The sequence below is a fragment of the Enterobacter sp. HK-058-C-ECC genome (assembly GCF_047531125.1).
Classification (GTDB): Bacteria; Pseudomonadota; Gammaproteobacteria; order Enterobacterales; family Enterobacteriaceae; genus Enterobacter; species Enterobacter quasiroggenkampii.
Genome location: NZ_JBLKCH010000018.1, coordinates 1 through 13332 on the forward strand (window position 1 = coordinate 1; position 13332 = coordinate 13332).

A 13332-nucleotide genomic window follows, 5' to 3' on the forward strand; every position below is an offset into this window, starting at 1 on the left:
AAACAGTCGATCACCATGGGTAAAGGATGTTAAAAAGTGTTCACCATGTCCCCGAACACCTGTCTACCATGTCCCCGGACTGTACAGTGGGAGAGGGCTGGGGTGAGGGCATCAGGCCGCTCGAGCTTCAACGCTTCAATCCCTTCACATACTCCACCAGCTGATCCAGCACTATCCCCCACCCTTCGTGGAAGCCCATCTGTTCATGCTGCTCGCGGATTTCCTTCGTGGGGTGGCGCGCAATCGCCGTATAGCGCGTTTTGCCCTCGCCCACCTCTTCCAGCAGCAGGATCGCCGTCATAAACGGCTTCTCGGTTGGTTTCCAGCCTTCGGTATAGCCGTCGGTAAAGACCAGCTTTTTTCCCGGGTCGATTTCAAGGAACACACCCCGGTTATCCATCCGCTGACCGTCCACCTCAAACACGGTGTTGAACCGTCCGCCCACGCGGAGGTCAAGGTCGCATTCGGTCACCTTATGGGGAGCAGGAATGAAGAAGTTTTTGATATGCTCGGGCGTAGTCCAGCACAGCCACAGCAGGTCGCGCGGGGCATCCACCACGCGCTCCAGTTTTAAGTCTGTTTCAGGATCGAGCGTCACGATATTGTCCTCTTAAGGGAACCCCTTAAAGGATAGCCGGACTCAGGCGAATTTGCCGTTTGCCACCGCTTCCGGCGTGACCACACCCGTATCCAGCACCCAGCCGCTAATCAGCGAGGCGGGCGTTACGTCAAACGCCGGGTTATAGACCTGCGCGTTTTCCGGCGCCCACTGCACCGCGCCAAAGCTTCCGGCGACGCCCGTCACCTCGCTGGCGGCGCGCTGCTCAATCGGGATCGCGTCGCCGTTCGGGCAATCCGGGTCGAGGGTCGTTTGCGGCGCGGCCACGTAGAACGGAATGCCGTGGAATTTTGCCAGCACCGCCAGGGAATAGGTGCCAATCTTGTTCGCCACGTCGCCGTTGGCAGCAATCCGGTCTGCACCCACCCACACGGCGTCCACCTGCCCTTTCGCCATCAGGCTGGCGGCCATGGAATCGGTAATTAGCTGATACGGCACACCCAGCTCGCCAAGTTCCCAGGCGGTTAATCTTCCCCCCTGCAGCAGCGGACGGGTTTCATCGACCCAGACGTTGCTGACCTTGCCTTCCTGATGCGCGCGAGCAATCACGCCCAGCGCGGTGCCGACGCCCGCCGTTGCCAGCCCGCCGGTGTTGCAGTGGGTCAGCAGGCGGCTGCCGGGCTTCACCAGCGCGCTACCCGCTCTCGCAATGGCGTCACAGAGTCGTTTGTCTTCGTCGATCAGGCGCAGCGCCTCGGCGACCAGCGCCGGAACATACTCTTCCTGCCACAGCGCCAGCTTCATGCGGTCAAGGTTGTTCATCAGGTTCACCGCCGTCGGGCGGGATGCGCGCAGGGTTTCCAGCGCAACCGCCAGCTCGTCACGGCTTTTGCCGTTTTCCGCCAGCAGCGCCAGCAGCAGACTTGCAGAGAGACCGATCAGCGGCGCGCCGCGCACCCGCAGGGCGTGAATATGCCCCACCAGCGCCTCTACCGTTGAGGCATCCAGCCAGCGTTTCTCCTGAGGAAGGGCCTGCTGGTCGAGAATAAAGAGCTGATTATCCGCTACCCGCAGGCTGGTCGTCTGTAATGTCTGCATGTCGTTAATTCCCTGTTGCGTTGTTGTAGCACATTGTGTCAGGATGAAGTCCAGATGTATAGACGTCTACATGTCTTTATTAGCAAACCCGTGAGGAGCAGGCCATGTCGCAATACCGTACCTTTACCGCTCAGGACGCCGTGGAATATGCCAGGCAGTTTGGCGGCCTTGACGATCCTTCATCGCTGGTGGAGGCGCAGGAGGTAGGCGACGGCAACCTCAATCTGGTGTTCAAAATCTTCGACAGCGCGGGCGTGAGCCGCATCATCGTTAAGCAGGCGCTGCCCTATGTGCGCTGCGTCGGTGAGTCCTGGCCGCTGACGCTGGACCGCGCCCGTCTGGAGGCACAAACCCTGGTCGAGCACTATCGGCACAGCCCGCAGCACACCGTAAAAATCCACCACTTTGACCCGGAACTGGCGGTGATGGTGATGGAAGATCTCTCCAGCCATCGCATCTGGCGCGGCGAGCTGATCAAAAATAATTATTACCCGCAGGCGGCGCGTCAGCTGGGTGAATACCTCGCGCACGCGCTGTTCCACACCAGCGATTTCTACCTGCACCCGCACGAGAAAAAAGCGCAGGTGGCGACATTCATCAACCCGGAGATGTGCGAGATCACCGAAGATCTGTTCTTCAACGATCCGTACCAGATCCACGAACGCAACAGCTACCCGGCCGAGCTGGAAAATGACGTCGCCGCGCTGCGCGACGACGCCCAGCTGAAAATTGCCGTGGCCTCCCTGAAGCACCGTTTCTTTTCTCAGGCTGAAGCTCTGCTGCACGGAGACATTCACAGCGGCTCGATTTTTGTGGCCGACGGCAGCCTGAAGGCCATCGACGCCGAGTTCGGCTATTTCGGGCCGATGGGCTTTGATGTCGGCACCGCTATCGGCAACCTGCTGCTGAACTTCTGCGGCCTGCCGGGACATCTGGGCATTCGCGATGCCGCTGCCGCCCGCGAGCAACGTCTGACCGATATTCAGGAACTGTGGAACACCTTCGCGGAGCGCTTCCAGGCGCTGGCACACGAGAAAACACGCGACGCCGCGCTCAGCGCGCCGGGCTATGCCTCCGCCTTCCTGAAAAAGGTCTGGCATGATGCCATCGGCTTCTGCGGCACCGAGCTGATTCGCCGCAGCGTCGGGCTTTCCCACGTCGCGGATATCGACACCATTCAGGACGAGGCGATGCGCCACGAATGCCTTCGCCACGCGATAACGCTCGGCAAGGCGCTGATTGTTATTGCCGACCGTATCGACAGCGCGGAAGATCTGGTGGCGCGAGTGCGGCAGTACAGCTGAGTGCCGGCTTTGTGCCCGGGGGCGCTGCGCTTACCGGGCCTACGGGTGCAAAATGTAGGCCGGGTAAGGCAAAGCCGCCACCCGGCAATACTCACCCCAAATACTCAATCACCGACAGCCCGCCGTTATAATCCGTGCTGTAGATAATTCCCTGCGCATCCACGAACACGTCACACGACTGGATCACCTGCGGGCGATTCGGACGGGTATCCATCATTTTCGCCGGCGCGGCAGGCACCAGCGCCCCCGTTTCAACCGGACGATACGGATTGGAAATGTCATACGCGCGCACGCCCGCATTCTGATACGTGGCAAAAATCAGCGTGGAGCTGACAAAGCTCCCCGGCCGGTTCTCGTGCAGGTTATGCGGGCCGAAATGCGCCCCTTTCGTCACGTAGTCAGTTTCGTCCGGCTGTGGGAAGGTAGAGATGCTTACCGGGTTCGACGGCTCGCGGATATCAAACAGCCAGATCAGCTTCTCCCCGTCCTCCTGGTTGTCGAGCACCGCTTCATCCAGCACCACCAGCAGATCGCGGTCCGGCAGCGGCAGCGCGGTGTGCGTGCCGCCGCCAAACGGCGGACTCCAGTTACGGTGGCTAATGAGCTTAGGACGGGTACGATCCTTCACGTCCAGCAGCGTCAGGCCGCCGTCGCGCCAGCTGCCGTACGCAGTATCGCCGGCAATAATCGCATGGTGGAGCGCGTAGCGTTTCCCTTCCGGCCAGTTCGGCTGTTCACCTTCGGCCTGGTTCATCCCCGGCAGCCACCAGCGCCCTGCCACCTCAGGCTTACGCGGGTCGGCCAGATCGATCGTCAGAAAGATGTAGTCGGTAAAACCATCGATCAGCGCCGACACGTACGCCCAGCGGCCACCGACGTACCAGATGCGGTGAATGCCAATCCCGCTCAGCGACAGAAAGCCGATTTCGCGCGGCCTGTCCGGCGTGGAGATATCAAACACGCGCAGCCCGGCGCTCCAGCCTTTGTCCTGCACGTCGCGGACAGTCTCGCCCACCTGGCGGGTGTAGTAGACCTTTTCGTCGGCAAAGCGGGCATCGGCAAACAGATCCCGGGCGTTGATGACCAGCAGCAGGTCATCATGCGCCTGCAGATGCACGTTCCAGGTGCCGGGCGGCGCGGGCACGTAGCCCACCGCTTTCGGTTTTTTCGGGTCGCGCACGTCGACAATCGAAAAGCCCTGCGACACCATATGGCCGATATAAGCGAAACCGCGGTGCACCATCAGTTGCACGCCGTCCGGGCGACCGCCCTGATCGCTATGGCCAATCAGCCGCATGTTGCGGCTGTATTCGGGAGGGGGTAAATGAGTCACCTTGAGCTCCTTTCGCCCGGTGGCGCTGCGCTTAACGGGCCTACGGGTGCGAAATGTAGGCCGGGTAAGGCGCAGCCGCCACCCGGCTGGGTTTTATTTATTCTTCGCTTCCAGCGTCGCAAACCACGGCGCGATAAAATCTTCCGTCTGGCCCCAGCCCGGAATGATTTTCCCCAGCGACGCCACGTTCACCGCACCCGGCTGGGCGGTCAGCAGCGCCTGTGGAATAGCGGCCGCCTTAAAATCGTAGGTCGCAGGCGTGGCTTCCCCGGCAATCTTGTTCGCCACCAGACGCACGTTGGTCGCGCCAATCAGCTTCGGATCCACCGCCACGCTCACCTTCCACGGGCTGCCCGGCTCGCGCATCAGCTGCAGATCCTGGTTGGAGATGTCGATGCTGTAGAGTTTGATCTCGGTACGGCCGTTCTCTTTCAGCGCTTTGTACGCGCCCTGGCTGAAGGCGTCCCAGGTTCCCCAGATGGCGTCGATTTTACCTTTCGGGTATTTCGCCAGAATCGCGCCCACCTTGTTGGCGGTGTCGCCCTGCACGTCAGAGGAGACCGCGCCGATAGACTCCAGCTCTTTGATGTCCGGGTACTGTTTTTGCAACTCTTTATACGCCGCCTGACGACGCTCCATCGGCGGGAAGCCCGCCACCCACAGCTTGACGATATTGGCCTTGCCGTTGAAATCTTTCGCCAGTTGGCCGAAGGAGAGGTTCGTCAGGGAGGCATCGTCCTGCTGGGTGACGGTCACGCCCGGGATCTCGCCGTTGACGGCGGTATCAAATACCGCGACCTTAATCCCGGCATCCACCGCCTTTTTCACCAGCGCGGTGGAGTACGGATCGCGGCCCTGAGAAAGGATAATCCCGTCGTACTTCTGGCTGATGGCCTGGTTCACGAAGTCCTGGAATTTGGCGTCGTCCCCGTTGCTTAAAAAGGTGCTGACCTTAAAGCCAAGCTTCTTCCCTTCCTGAATGGCTCCGGCAATAAACTGCGTGGTGTTGTCGTCTGAGCCGAGGTTACGGATCACCGCGATGCGGATCGGGCCGTCATGGTTGGCAATGGCCGCCGGGAGCGGTGCGGGCGTGGCCGCGAAGCCAGGCTGAGCGGTGAATAACCCTAATGCCACCAAAGAGAGTGCAATCTTTTTCATTTTTTATCCTGTTGTGTTGTCAGCGTTTTTGTATATAGGTAATCGCCAGCGCTACCGCGAGCACCAGCCCTTTTATAATGTCCATGGCGTAATACGGCACGGAGAGCATCACCAGCCCGTTCGACAGCACGCCGAGAATAACCGCCCCGACCAGGGTCCCCAGCGCATTCGGCTTGCCGGACCCGGCCAGCGAGAAGCCAATCCACGCCGCCGCCACCGCATCCATCAGGTAACCGCCGCCCGCGTTCACCTGCGACGAGCCAATGCGCGAGGCCAGCAAAATCCCGCCCAGGCCCGCCAGCAGGGAGGCAATCACGTAGGCCGCCACCTTGTAGCGGGTGGTGCGAATGCCGGAGAGGCGCGCCGCCTCCGGGTTACCGCCAATGGCGTACATCCGACGACCGTGAGTGGTGAGCGACAGCCCCAGCTGCGCCAGAACCGTCACCACCAGCATGATGATCACAATCGTCGGCACCTGCCCCAGCAGGCTGAACGTCGCCGGAATGGTGCCTTCCGCCATGTCACCGCTCGGCAGCACCATGTTCTCGGTAATCGACCCGCCGTAGCTGTAGGTCATCGCCACGCCCTGGATCACAAACAGGCTGGCCAGCGTCGCGAGCATGTCCGGAATGCGCAGGATGACGATCAGAAAGGCGTTAAACAGGCCGACCAGCGTGCAGAGCGCGAGGGTGATCAGAATCGACTCGGTGGTGCCGAAGCCGTGCCAGACGAAAAGGGAAATCACCAGCGCGTTCGCCAGCGACGCGGTCGATCCTACGGAGAGATCGAACCCGCCAATGGTCAGCGAGATCGACACGCCGATGGCTATCACCGTCACGATGGCAATCGAGCGCAGAATATTGATGATGTTGTTTGGATCGAGGAAGCTGTCCGACGCCAGGCCAAAGACGGCCACCAGCGCGACGACGGTTAACAGCATGCCCCACTTGTAGAGAAAATCGAAAATCTGCTGACGGCCAGACGCCGTCGCGTTTACTGAAAGGGCCTTGCTCACGACGCCGTTCCTCCGGTTGAATAATAAAGTAGTGTCTCTTCACGGGCCTCGGCCCCGGCGATTTCCGCCACGATGCGCCCGTCCCACAGCACGCAGATGCGGTCGCACAGCCCGACCAGCTCGGCAAACTCGCCGGAGGCGTAAATTACTCCTTTGCCCTCGCGCGCCAGGCCGTCGATCAGCTGGAACAGATCGGTTTTGGCCTTCACGTCCACGCCTTTGGTCGGCTCGTCGAAGATCAGCACGCTCGCGTCATTGCGCAGCCACTTGCCGATGGCGACCTTCTGCTGGTTGCCGCCGGACAAACGTCGCAAAACCTGCCCGGGACCGCGGGCGCGCACGCCAACGCGGGCGATCACCTCCTCCGCCCAGCGCCACGCCTGACGATGGCCGAACAGGCTCCAGCGCGAGAAGCTGTTATCGGCGCACACGGCAAGGTTCATGCTCACCGGCTCGTCGATAAAAATACCCTCTTTGCGCCGCTCTTCCGGCACCAGCGCCAGGCCGCGCAGCACCGAGTCCGCCGGATCGCGCGGCTGCCAGGGCTGTTGATTCAACTCACCGCGCGACACGCGGCTTTTGCTGGCGCCAAACAGCGCCTTACAGAGTTCTGTTTTGCCCGCGCCCGCCAGCCCGGCAATACCGAGAATTTCGCCCTTACGCAGGTGCAAGGAGATATCTTTCAGCAGCGCGTCGTCGTGCAGCCCTTCTACCCGCAGCAACGTTTCGGCGCCGTGCGGCGGCCGCGCGGGCGGGTAGATATCGCTCAGCACGTGGCCGAGCATCTTCTCGACGATCGCTTCGCCGCTGAGATCGGCCATCGGGCCGGACTCAATCAGCTTGCCGTCGCGCAGCACCGTCAGGGTGTCGCAGATGGCCTTAAGCTCGTGAATGCGGTGGGAGATAAACACCACGCCGATGCCCTGCTGCTTTAACCGTCTCACCACCGCAAACAGGCGCTCGCTCTCGTGCGCGTCCAGCGGCGCGGTGGGCTCATCAAGAATGAGAAAACGGCAGTGGTGTGACAGGGCGCGCGCCAGCAAAATCTGCTGCTTTTCGGCAAGCGTGCAGCTGTCGATGGAACGGCGGACGTCCAGCGTAACGTCAAGCTGCGCCAGCGCCTGTCTCGCCTGCTGGCGGACGGCGCGCCAGCGGAAGCGATGCCCCGGCTGCGCCAGTTGGTCGAGCATGATGTTCTCGGCGATGCTTAACCCCGGGATCAGCGCCACGTCCACTTCCTGCTGCACGAGGTGGATCCCCAGCCGTTTGGCATCGAGCGGCTCGCGGATGCTTACCGGCTGGTTATTAATGGAGATTTCGCCTTCATAGTGGTCGTGCGTCCCGCACAGCACTGCCATCAGCGTCGATTTCCCCGCGCCGTTGGCGCCGGTCAGCGCATGTACCGATCCGCCGGTTAAGGTGAAGTTCACGCGCGACAGCGCCTGAAACCCGGAAAAGGCCAGGCTGATACCGCGCATTTCAAGGCGACTGGAAACCATCCGCGTAAATCCTTCATAACTCTTCTGATTTATCGAATTTTTCACAGCTCCGGTTGACTGACAACGACGGAAAAGGCATAAGTTAAAGCGAAATATTATTAGCCATCCGGATGTCCAGACATAACATCGGGTTAGCGCTTGCTAAAAAAGGACAACACCATGAGCAACACCGATATCCGCGTCGTGCCTGGCCCGGCGAACTACTTCTCCCATCCCGGAAGCCTTGCGCATCTGAATGACTTTTTTACCCAGGAGCAGCTTTCCCGCGCGGTGTGGATTTACGGCGAGCGCGCTATCGACGGCGCGCGCCCGTTCCTGCCGGAGAGCTTTCACGAGCCGGGGGCGAAACACCTGCTGTTTAAAGGCCACTGCAGCGAGCGCGACGTCACCCATCTTGCGAATGAATCCGGCAGTGACGCCAGCGTGGTGATTGGCGTCGGCGGCGGTGCGGTGCTGGATACCGTCAAGGCCGTGGCGCGCCGCTTAGGCGTGCCGTTCGTGGGTATCCCCACCATTGCCGCTACCTGCGCGGCATGGACCCCGCTCTCCGTCTGGTACAACGATGCCGGGCTGGCGCTGCATTTTGAGATCTTCGATGACGCCAACTTCCTGGTGCTGGTAGAGCCACAGATCATTCTCAACGCACCCGCGGAATACCTGCTGGCGGGTATCGGCGATACGCTGGCGAAATGGTACGAAGCGGTAGTGCTTGCTCCGCAGCCTGAAAACCTGCCGCTGACCGTGCGGCTGGGCATCAACGGCGCGCTGGCGATCCGCGACGTGCTGCTGGAGCACAGTGAGGAAGCGCTGGCCGACCAGCAGCGCGGCGAACAGACGCAGGTCTTTCGGGACGTGGTGGATGCGATCATCGCCGGCGGCGGGATGGTCGGCGGTCTGGGTGAACGCTATACCCGCGTGGCGGCGGCGCATGCGGTGCACAACGGCTTAACCGTGCTGCCGCAGACGGAAAAATACCTTCACGGCACCAAGGTGGCCTACGGCATTCTGGTGCAGAGTGCCCTGCTCGGCCAGGACGACGTGCTGGCGCAGCTGGTGGCGGCGTACCGGCACTTTAACCTGCCGACCACGCTTCGCGCGCTGGAGGTCGATATTCACAACCGAGACGAGCTGGATAAGGTGATTGCCCACACCCTGCGTCCGGTGGAGTCAATTCATTATCTGCCGGTGACGTTAACGCCTGAGGTTCTGCGCGCGGCGTTTGAGAAGGTGGAATACTTCAGCCGTTAATCTCCCTGACCGTCTATACCTAATGATGATTCTTATCACTCTCGTAACGAGGTCATCATGCAGATCGATTTAACAGGTAAAAAGGCGCTGGTTACCGGTGCCAGCCGCGGGTTGGGTCGGGCTATTGCACTGTCGCTGGCGCGCGCCGGTGCGGATGTGATTATTACGTATGAAAAATCCGCCGATAAAGCCCAGGCGGTCGCTGAGGAGATTAAGGCGCTGGGACGACACAGCGAAGCTGTGCAGGCCGACAGTGCCAGCGCGCAGGCGATTCAGGATGCCGTCACCCATGCGGCGCGTTCCCTTGGCGGGCTGGACATTCTGGTCAACAACGCGGGTATCGCGCGCGGCGGCCCGCTGGAGTCCATGACCCTGGCGGACATTGACGCGCTCATCAACGTCAACATTCGCGGCGTGGTGATCGCCATTCAGGAAGCGCTGGTGCACATGTCCGACGGCGGGCGCATTATCAACATCGGCAGCTGTCTGGCCAACCGCGTGGCGATGCCGGGTATTGCCGTTTACTCGATGACCAAGTCTGCCCTTAACTCCCTCACCCGCGGCCTGGCGCGCGATCTGGGCCCGCGCGGTATTACCGTTAACCTTGTCCACCCCGGCCCCACCAACAGCGATATGAACCCGGAAGACGGCGAACAGGCGGAAGCCCAGCGCCAGATGATCGCGGTCGGTCACTACGGCCAGCCGGAAGACATTGCGGCGGCGGTCACCTTCCTTGCCAGCCCGGCCGCCGGGCAGATCTCCGGCACAGGGCTGGATGTCGACGGCGGGTTGAACGCCTGATCGCAAATTTCCTGCAAGCCTCTGTCGCCCGGCAGAGGCCTTCTCGAGCCGCCTCGACGGTTTGCGTTTTGCCTCTTACCTGTATTTTTTCTCCGCTCTACAGTACCCATAAGAAATTCGGAATTTATCTAATAGTCTTATTATTTCCTTATATTTTATGTGGGCGTACAGTGGAGGTACGGATGAAGATTGTCTGGTCCAATGGTGCAAAGAAGGCGTTTTCAAAGATTGACGAGCGGTATCAGCACCGCATTGAGGTAAAGCTTAATGAGCTGGATGACCGTTCAGCTCCCCGGCCCGATATCAAAAAAATATCGGCGACCGAAAATCATTTCCGGCTACGCGTTGGCGATTACTGCATCATCTACACGCTTCGGGACGATCCCGATAACCATTGTTATGTTTTAGCCGTCAAGCGCAGAACTTCAACGACTTACCTGCATGAGGAGAGTGCCACCTATGGCTGTACAGCTAATCAAGGACGATAACGGGAAAACGCAGTATGCCGTTATTCCCTATCACGAATATTTTCGTATGCTCTTACAAATGTCAGAAATTGACGACGAAACCGATGACGATCTGGAGGATATTGAGGTCGAACACGATAGTCTGGATGACGTGGAATTGCCCGGAGAAGTGTGCAGCATCATGACCTGGCAGAACGTCAGCCTGCAGGCCGCTTGGCGTATCCTGCGCGGGCTATCCCAGCAAGAGGTGGCGGAGAAACTGGGCATCAGCCAGTCCGCCGTGTCGCAGCTGGAAGCGCTGGACTCCCGTCCGCAAAAGCGCACCCGTGAAAAGCTGGCAGCGATCTACGGCTGCAAGCAGGAGCAGATCAGCCTCTATTTACCGAAAGAGGGTTAACAGCACTTCGCCCCGCCCTTGCCGCCGTAACGGGCGTCCTGGCGGTCACGGAAAAATTCTTCGTAGGTCATTGGCGTCTGGTCCGGATGATTGACACGCATATGCTCGACGTAGTTGTCGTAGTCCGGCACGCCAATCATCATTTTGGCGGCCTGGCCCAGGTACTTACCGGCTTTGGAAAGGGTGTCGAACATGATTCTGATCTCACAGGGAATGCAGGCCGGGTAAGGCGAAGCCGCCACCCGGCACAAAGGTTAGTGCGCCCCTTTCGCCTGGGTCACAATCTCTTCCAGGTTTTCAGGCATTGGCTCATACGGCGTCTCTTTCGCCGTTGGCGTGTCGACTTTCAATGCCGCCAGCGCGGTCTTGAGAGAATACAACGCCAGCACCACGACCACCACCATAAAGAAGATGGTCAGCCCGGCGTCCAGACGGTTGTTAAACACCAGCTGCGACAGCTGTGATTCGGTGTACTGTGCCGGGATCTTGCCGCTGTCGATCATCGCCTGGAACTTGTTGGCAATTGCCAGGAAGCCCACCTTATTATCCGGACTGAAGGCCTTCTGCCAGCCCGCCGTCAGGGTACAGATCAGCAGCCACGCGGTAGGCACCAGCGCCACCCACGCATAGCGCTGGCGCTTCATCTTGAACAGCACCACCGCGCAGAGCATCAGCGCCATGCCCGCCAGCATCTGGTTGGCGATACCGAACAGCGGCCACAGGGTGTTAATCCCGCCCAGCGGATCGACCACGCCCTGATGCAGGAAATAGCCCCACGCCAGCACGCACAGCGCCGTCGCCAGCAGGTTAGCCGGGAGCGAGTCGGTCCGCTTCAGGTTCGGGGAGATGACGCCCAGCAGATCCTGCAGCATAAAGCGCGCCGCACGGGTTCCCGCATCCACCGCCGTCAGGATAAACAGCGCTTCAAACAGAATGGCGAAGTGATACCAGAACGACACGTCCATCAGCCCGCCCAGCGCGCCGTGGAGAATATACGCCATGCCCACCGCCAGCGTCGGCGCCCCGCCCGCGCGGGAGATTATGGACTGCTCGCCCACTTCGCTGGCGATGCTCGTCAACGTATCAGGGGTAATCGCGAAGCCCCAGCCGCTCACCACCTGCGCGGCAGATGCCACCACGTCAACGGTACCGGCCGGAGCCAGGACCGCCATCGGGCTGTTCATCGCGAAGTAGACGCCCGGATCGATAATGCAGGCGGAGACCAGCGCCATGATGGCCACGAAGGACTCCATCAGCATGCCGCCGTAGCCAATCAGGCAGGCCTGATTTTCATTCGCCAGCATCTTCGGCGTCGTCCCGGAGGCGATCAGCGCGTGGAAGCCCGACACCGCACCGCAGGCGATGGTGATAAACAGGAACGGGAAGAGGTTGCCGGTCCAGACCGGGCCGGTGCCGTCGATGAATTTGGTTAATGCCGGCATGGTCAGGGTCGGGCGCATAATCAGAATGCCGATTGCCAGCCCGACGATGGTGCCGATTTTCAGGAACGTTGAAAGGTAGTCGCGCGGGGCCAGCAGCAGCCACACCGGCAGCACCGCCGCCACAAAGCCGTAGCCCACCAGCATCCAGGTCAGCTGTACGCCGGTAAAGTCGAAGAACGGTGCCCAGGTCGGGCTTTCCGCCACCCAGCCGCCGGAGATAATGGCGAACACGAGCAACACCAGACCAATCACCGACACTTCACCAATGCGGCCCGGACGCAGGTAGCGGATGTAGATCCCCATGAACAGCGCCAGCGGAATAGTAAAGGCTACGGTATACGTTCCCCACGGGCTGTGGGTCAACGCTTTCACTACGATCATCGCCAGCACCGCGAGGATGATCACCATGATCATAAAGGTCGCCACCAGCGCAATCACCCCGGCCGTGGCCCCCATCTCCTCTTTCACCAGCTCACCCAGCGAACGCCCGTCGCGGCGGGTGGAGACGAACAGCACCATAAAGTCCTGCACCGCCCCCGCCAGCACCACCCCGGCGAGGATCCAGATCATCCCCGGCAGGTAGCCCATCTGCGCCGCCAGCACCGGGCCCACCAGCGGGCCTGCCCCGGCGATCGCCGCAAAATGGTGACCGAACAGCACTTTCTTGTCGGTCGGCACGTAGTCCAGACCGTCGTTATGGCGAACGGCAGGCGTCATGCGGGTGCTATCGACCGCCAGAACATTTTTAGCGATATAGCGACCATAAAAACGATAGGCGATCAGGTAAACGCAGACCGAGGCAACGACGATCCAGAGCGCGTTGATCTGCTCCCCCCGGTTGAGGGCGATGTAGCCCAGGGCAAAGGCTCCCACAACGGAGAGCCCTGCCCATGTAAGGTATTTCCCTGAGTTGTTCATAGTTGTTGTCCGTTGTTGTGAAACAGTGAGATGTTACATTTTGTTTCTAGAACAACCGGAAAAATTTAACAACTTTGAAACGCAATAATGCGT

General features: G+C 60.4%; 13 protein-coding genes. 5 read left to right on the forward strand and 8 right to left on the reverse strand.

Annotated elements, in window-relative coordinates; translation table 11 throughout:
- Positions 1 to 127 precede the first annotated feature (127 nt).
- Positions 128 to 598, reverse strand: a complete 471-nt coding sequence (locus ACMWJS_RS21340; protein ID WP_235402724.1) for an SRPBCC family protein — start codon at positions 596 to 598, stop codon at positions 128 to 130.
- Positions 599 to 640: 42 nt separating this feature from the next.
- A complete protein-coding gene (gene mtnA, locus ACMWJS_RS21345; RefSeq protein ID WP_111967375.1) occupies positions 641 to 1657 on the reverse strand; it encodes an S-methyl-5-thioribose-1-phosphate isomerase in 1017 nt (338 codons plus the stop codon).
- Positions 1658 to 1761: 104 nt separating this feature from the next.
- Between mtnA and mtnK the strand changes: the two genes are divergently transcribed.
- The gene (gene mtnK / locus ACMWJS_RS21350; protein ID WP_196345975.1) at positions 1762 to 2961 is read left to right on the forward strand and encodes an S-methyl-5-thioribose kinase; all 1200 of its coding nucleotides are present in this window, start codon (positions 1762 to 1764) and stop codon (positions 2959 to 2961) included.
- Between the two features lie 91 nt (positions 2962 to 3052).
- Here mtnK and ACMWJS_RS21355 read toward each other — a convergent pair whose 3' ends face one another.
- The 4 genes from ACMWJS_RS21355 to ACMWJS_RS21370 form a co-directional block, all read right to left on the reverse strand.
- Positions 3053 to 4294, reverse strand: a complete 1242-nt coding sequence (locus tag ACMWJS_RS21355; RefSeq protein ID WP_414747537.1) for an LVIVD repeat-containing protein — start codon at positions 4292 to 4294, stop codon at positions 3053 to 3055.
- Between the two features lie 93 nt (positions 4295 to 4387).
- Complete coding sequence (locus ACMWJS_RS21360) at positions 4388 to 5452, reverse strand: sugar ABC transporter substrate-binding protein (protein WP_414747538.1); 1065 nt, start codon at positions 5450 to 5452, stop codon at positions 4388 to 4390.
- A gap of 19 nt (positions 5453 to 5471) precedes the next feature.
- Positions 5472 to 6467: an ABC transporter permease gene (locus tag ACMWJS_RS21365; protein ID WP_045909610.1), complete on the reverse strand. Its 996-nt coding sequence runs from the start codon at positions 6465 to 6467 to the stop codon at positions 5472 to 5474.
- Positions 6464 to 7966: a sugar ABC transporter ATP-binding protein gene (locus ACMWJS_RS21370; RefSeq protein WP_414747539.1), complete on the reverse strand. Its 1503-nt coding sequence runs from the start codon at positions 7964 to 7966 to the stop codon at positions 6464 to 6466. The genes ACMWJS_RS21365 and ACMWJS_RS21370 overlap by 4 nt, the downstream gene beginning before the upstream one ends.
- 159 nt (positions 7967 to 8125) lie before the next feature.
- Between ACMWJS_RS21370 and ACMWJS_RS21375 the strand changes: the two genes are divergently transcribed.
- The 4 genes from ACMWJS_RS21375 (at position 8126) to ACMWJS_RS21390 (ending at position 10879) form a co-directional block, all read left to right on the forward strand.
- Complete coding sequence (locus ACMWJS_RS21375) at positions 8126 to 9214, forward strand: oxidoreductase (RefSeq protein ID WP_414747540.1); 1089 nt, start codon at positions 8126 to 8128, stop codon at positions 9212 to 9214.
- A gap of 57 nt (positions 9215 to 9271) precedes the next feature.
- Entirely contained in the window at positions 9272 to 10015 is a 744-nt protein-coding gene (locus tag ACMWJS_RS21380) for an SDR family NAD(P)-dependent oxidoreductase (protein WP_045909613.1), read from the forward strand.
- Positions 10016 to 10197: 182 nt separating this feature from the next.
- Entirely contained in the window at positions 10198 to 10503 is a 306-nt protein-coding gene (locus ACMWJS_RS21385; protein WP_414747541.1) for a type II toxin-antitoxin system RelE family toxin, read from the forward strand.
- The gene (locus tag ACMWJS_RS21390) at positions 10475 to 10879 is read left to right on the forward strand and encodes a helix-turn-helix domain-containing protein (protein ID WP_045909615.1); all 405 of its coding nucleotides are present in this window, start codon (positions 10475 to 10477) and stop codon (positions 10877 to 10879) included. Before ACMWJS_RS21385 ends, ACMWJS_RS21390 begins: the two co-directional genes overlap by 29 nt.
- On the opposite strand, the gene ACMWJS_RS21395 is transcribed toward ACMWJS_RS21390, so the two are convergent.
- Together ACMWJS_RS21395 and cstA are read right to left on the reverse strand one after the other, a co-directional pair.
- Complete coding sequence (locus tag ACMWJS_RS21395) at positions 10876 to 11073, reverse strand: YbdD/YjiX family protein (protein ID WP_006809671.1); 198 nt, start codon at positions 11071 to 11073, stop codon at positions 10876 to 10878. The two genes, ACMWJS_RS21390 and ACMWJS_RS21395, sit on opposite strands and share 4 nt — an antisense overlap.
- A gap of 60 nt (positions 11074 to 11133) precedes the next feature.
- A complete protein-coding gene (gene cstA / locus ACMWJS_RS21400) occupies positions 11134 to 13239 on the reverse strand; it encodes a pyruvate/proton symporter CstA (protein WP_045909616.1) in 2106 nt (701 codons plus the stop codon).
- Between the last annotated feature and the right edge of the window lie 93 nt (positions 13240 to 13332).

Excerpts from the sequence above, each read along its gene's own strand:
- mtnA (WP_111967375.1), bottom strand. The coding sequence starts at position 1,657 with ATGCAGACATTACAGACGACCAGCCTGCGGGTAGCGGATAATCAGCTC.
- mtnK (WP_196345975.1), top strand. The coding sequence starts at position 1,762 with ATGTCGCAATACCGTACCTTTACCGCTCAGGACGCCGTGGAATATGCC.
- ACMWJS_RS21360 (WP_414747538.1), bottom strand. The coding sequence starts at position 5,452 with ATGAAAAAGATTGCACTCTCTTTGGTGGCATTAGGGTTATTCACCGCT.
- ACMWJS_RS21370 (WP_414747539.1), bottom strand. The coding sequence starts at position 7,966 with ATGGTTTCCAGTCGCCTTGAAATGCGCGGTATCAGCCTGGCCTTTTCC.
- ACMWJS_RS21375 (WP_414747540.1), top strand. The coding sequence starts at position 8,126 with ATGAGCAACACCGATATCCGCGTCGTGCCTGGCCCGGCGAACTACTTC.
- ACMWJS_RS21380 (WP_045909613.1), top strand. The coding sequence starts at position 9,272 with ATGCAGATCGATTTAACAGGTAAAAAGGCGCTGGTTACCGGTGCCAGC.
- ACMWJS_RS21385 (WP_414747541.1), top strand. The coding sequence starts at position 10,198 with ATGAAGATTGTCTGGTCCAATGGTGCAAAGAAGGCGTTTTCAAAGATT.
- ACMWJS_RS21390 (WP_045909615.1), top strand. The coding sequence starts at position 10,475 with ATGGCTGTACAGCTAATCAAGGACGATAACGGGAAAACGCAGTATGCC.
- ACMWJS_RS21395 (WP_006809671.1), bottom strand. The coding sequence starts at position 11,073 with ATGTTCGACACCCTTTCCAAAGCCGGTAAGTACCTGGGCCAGGCCGCC.
- cstA (WP_045909616.1), bottom strand. The coding sequence starts at position 13,239 with ATGAACAACTCAGGGAAATACCTTACATGGGCAGGGCTCTCCGTTGTG.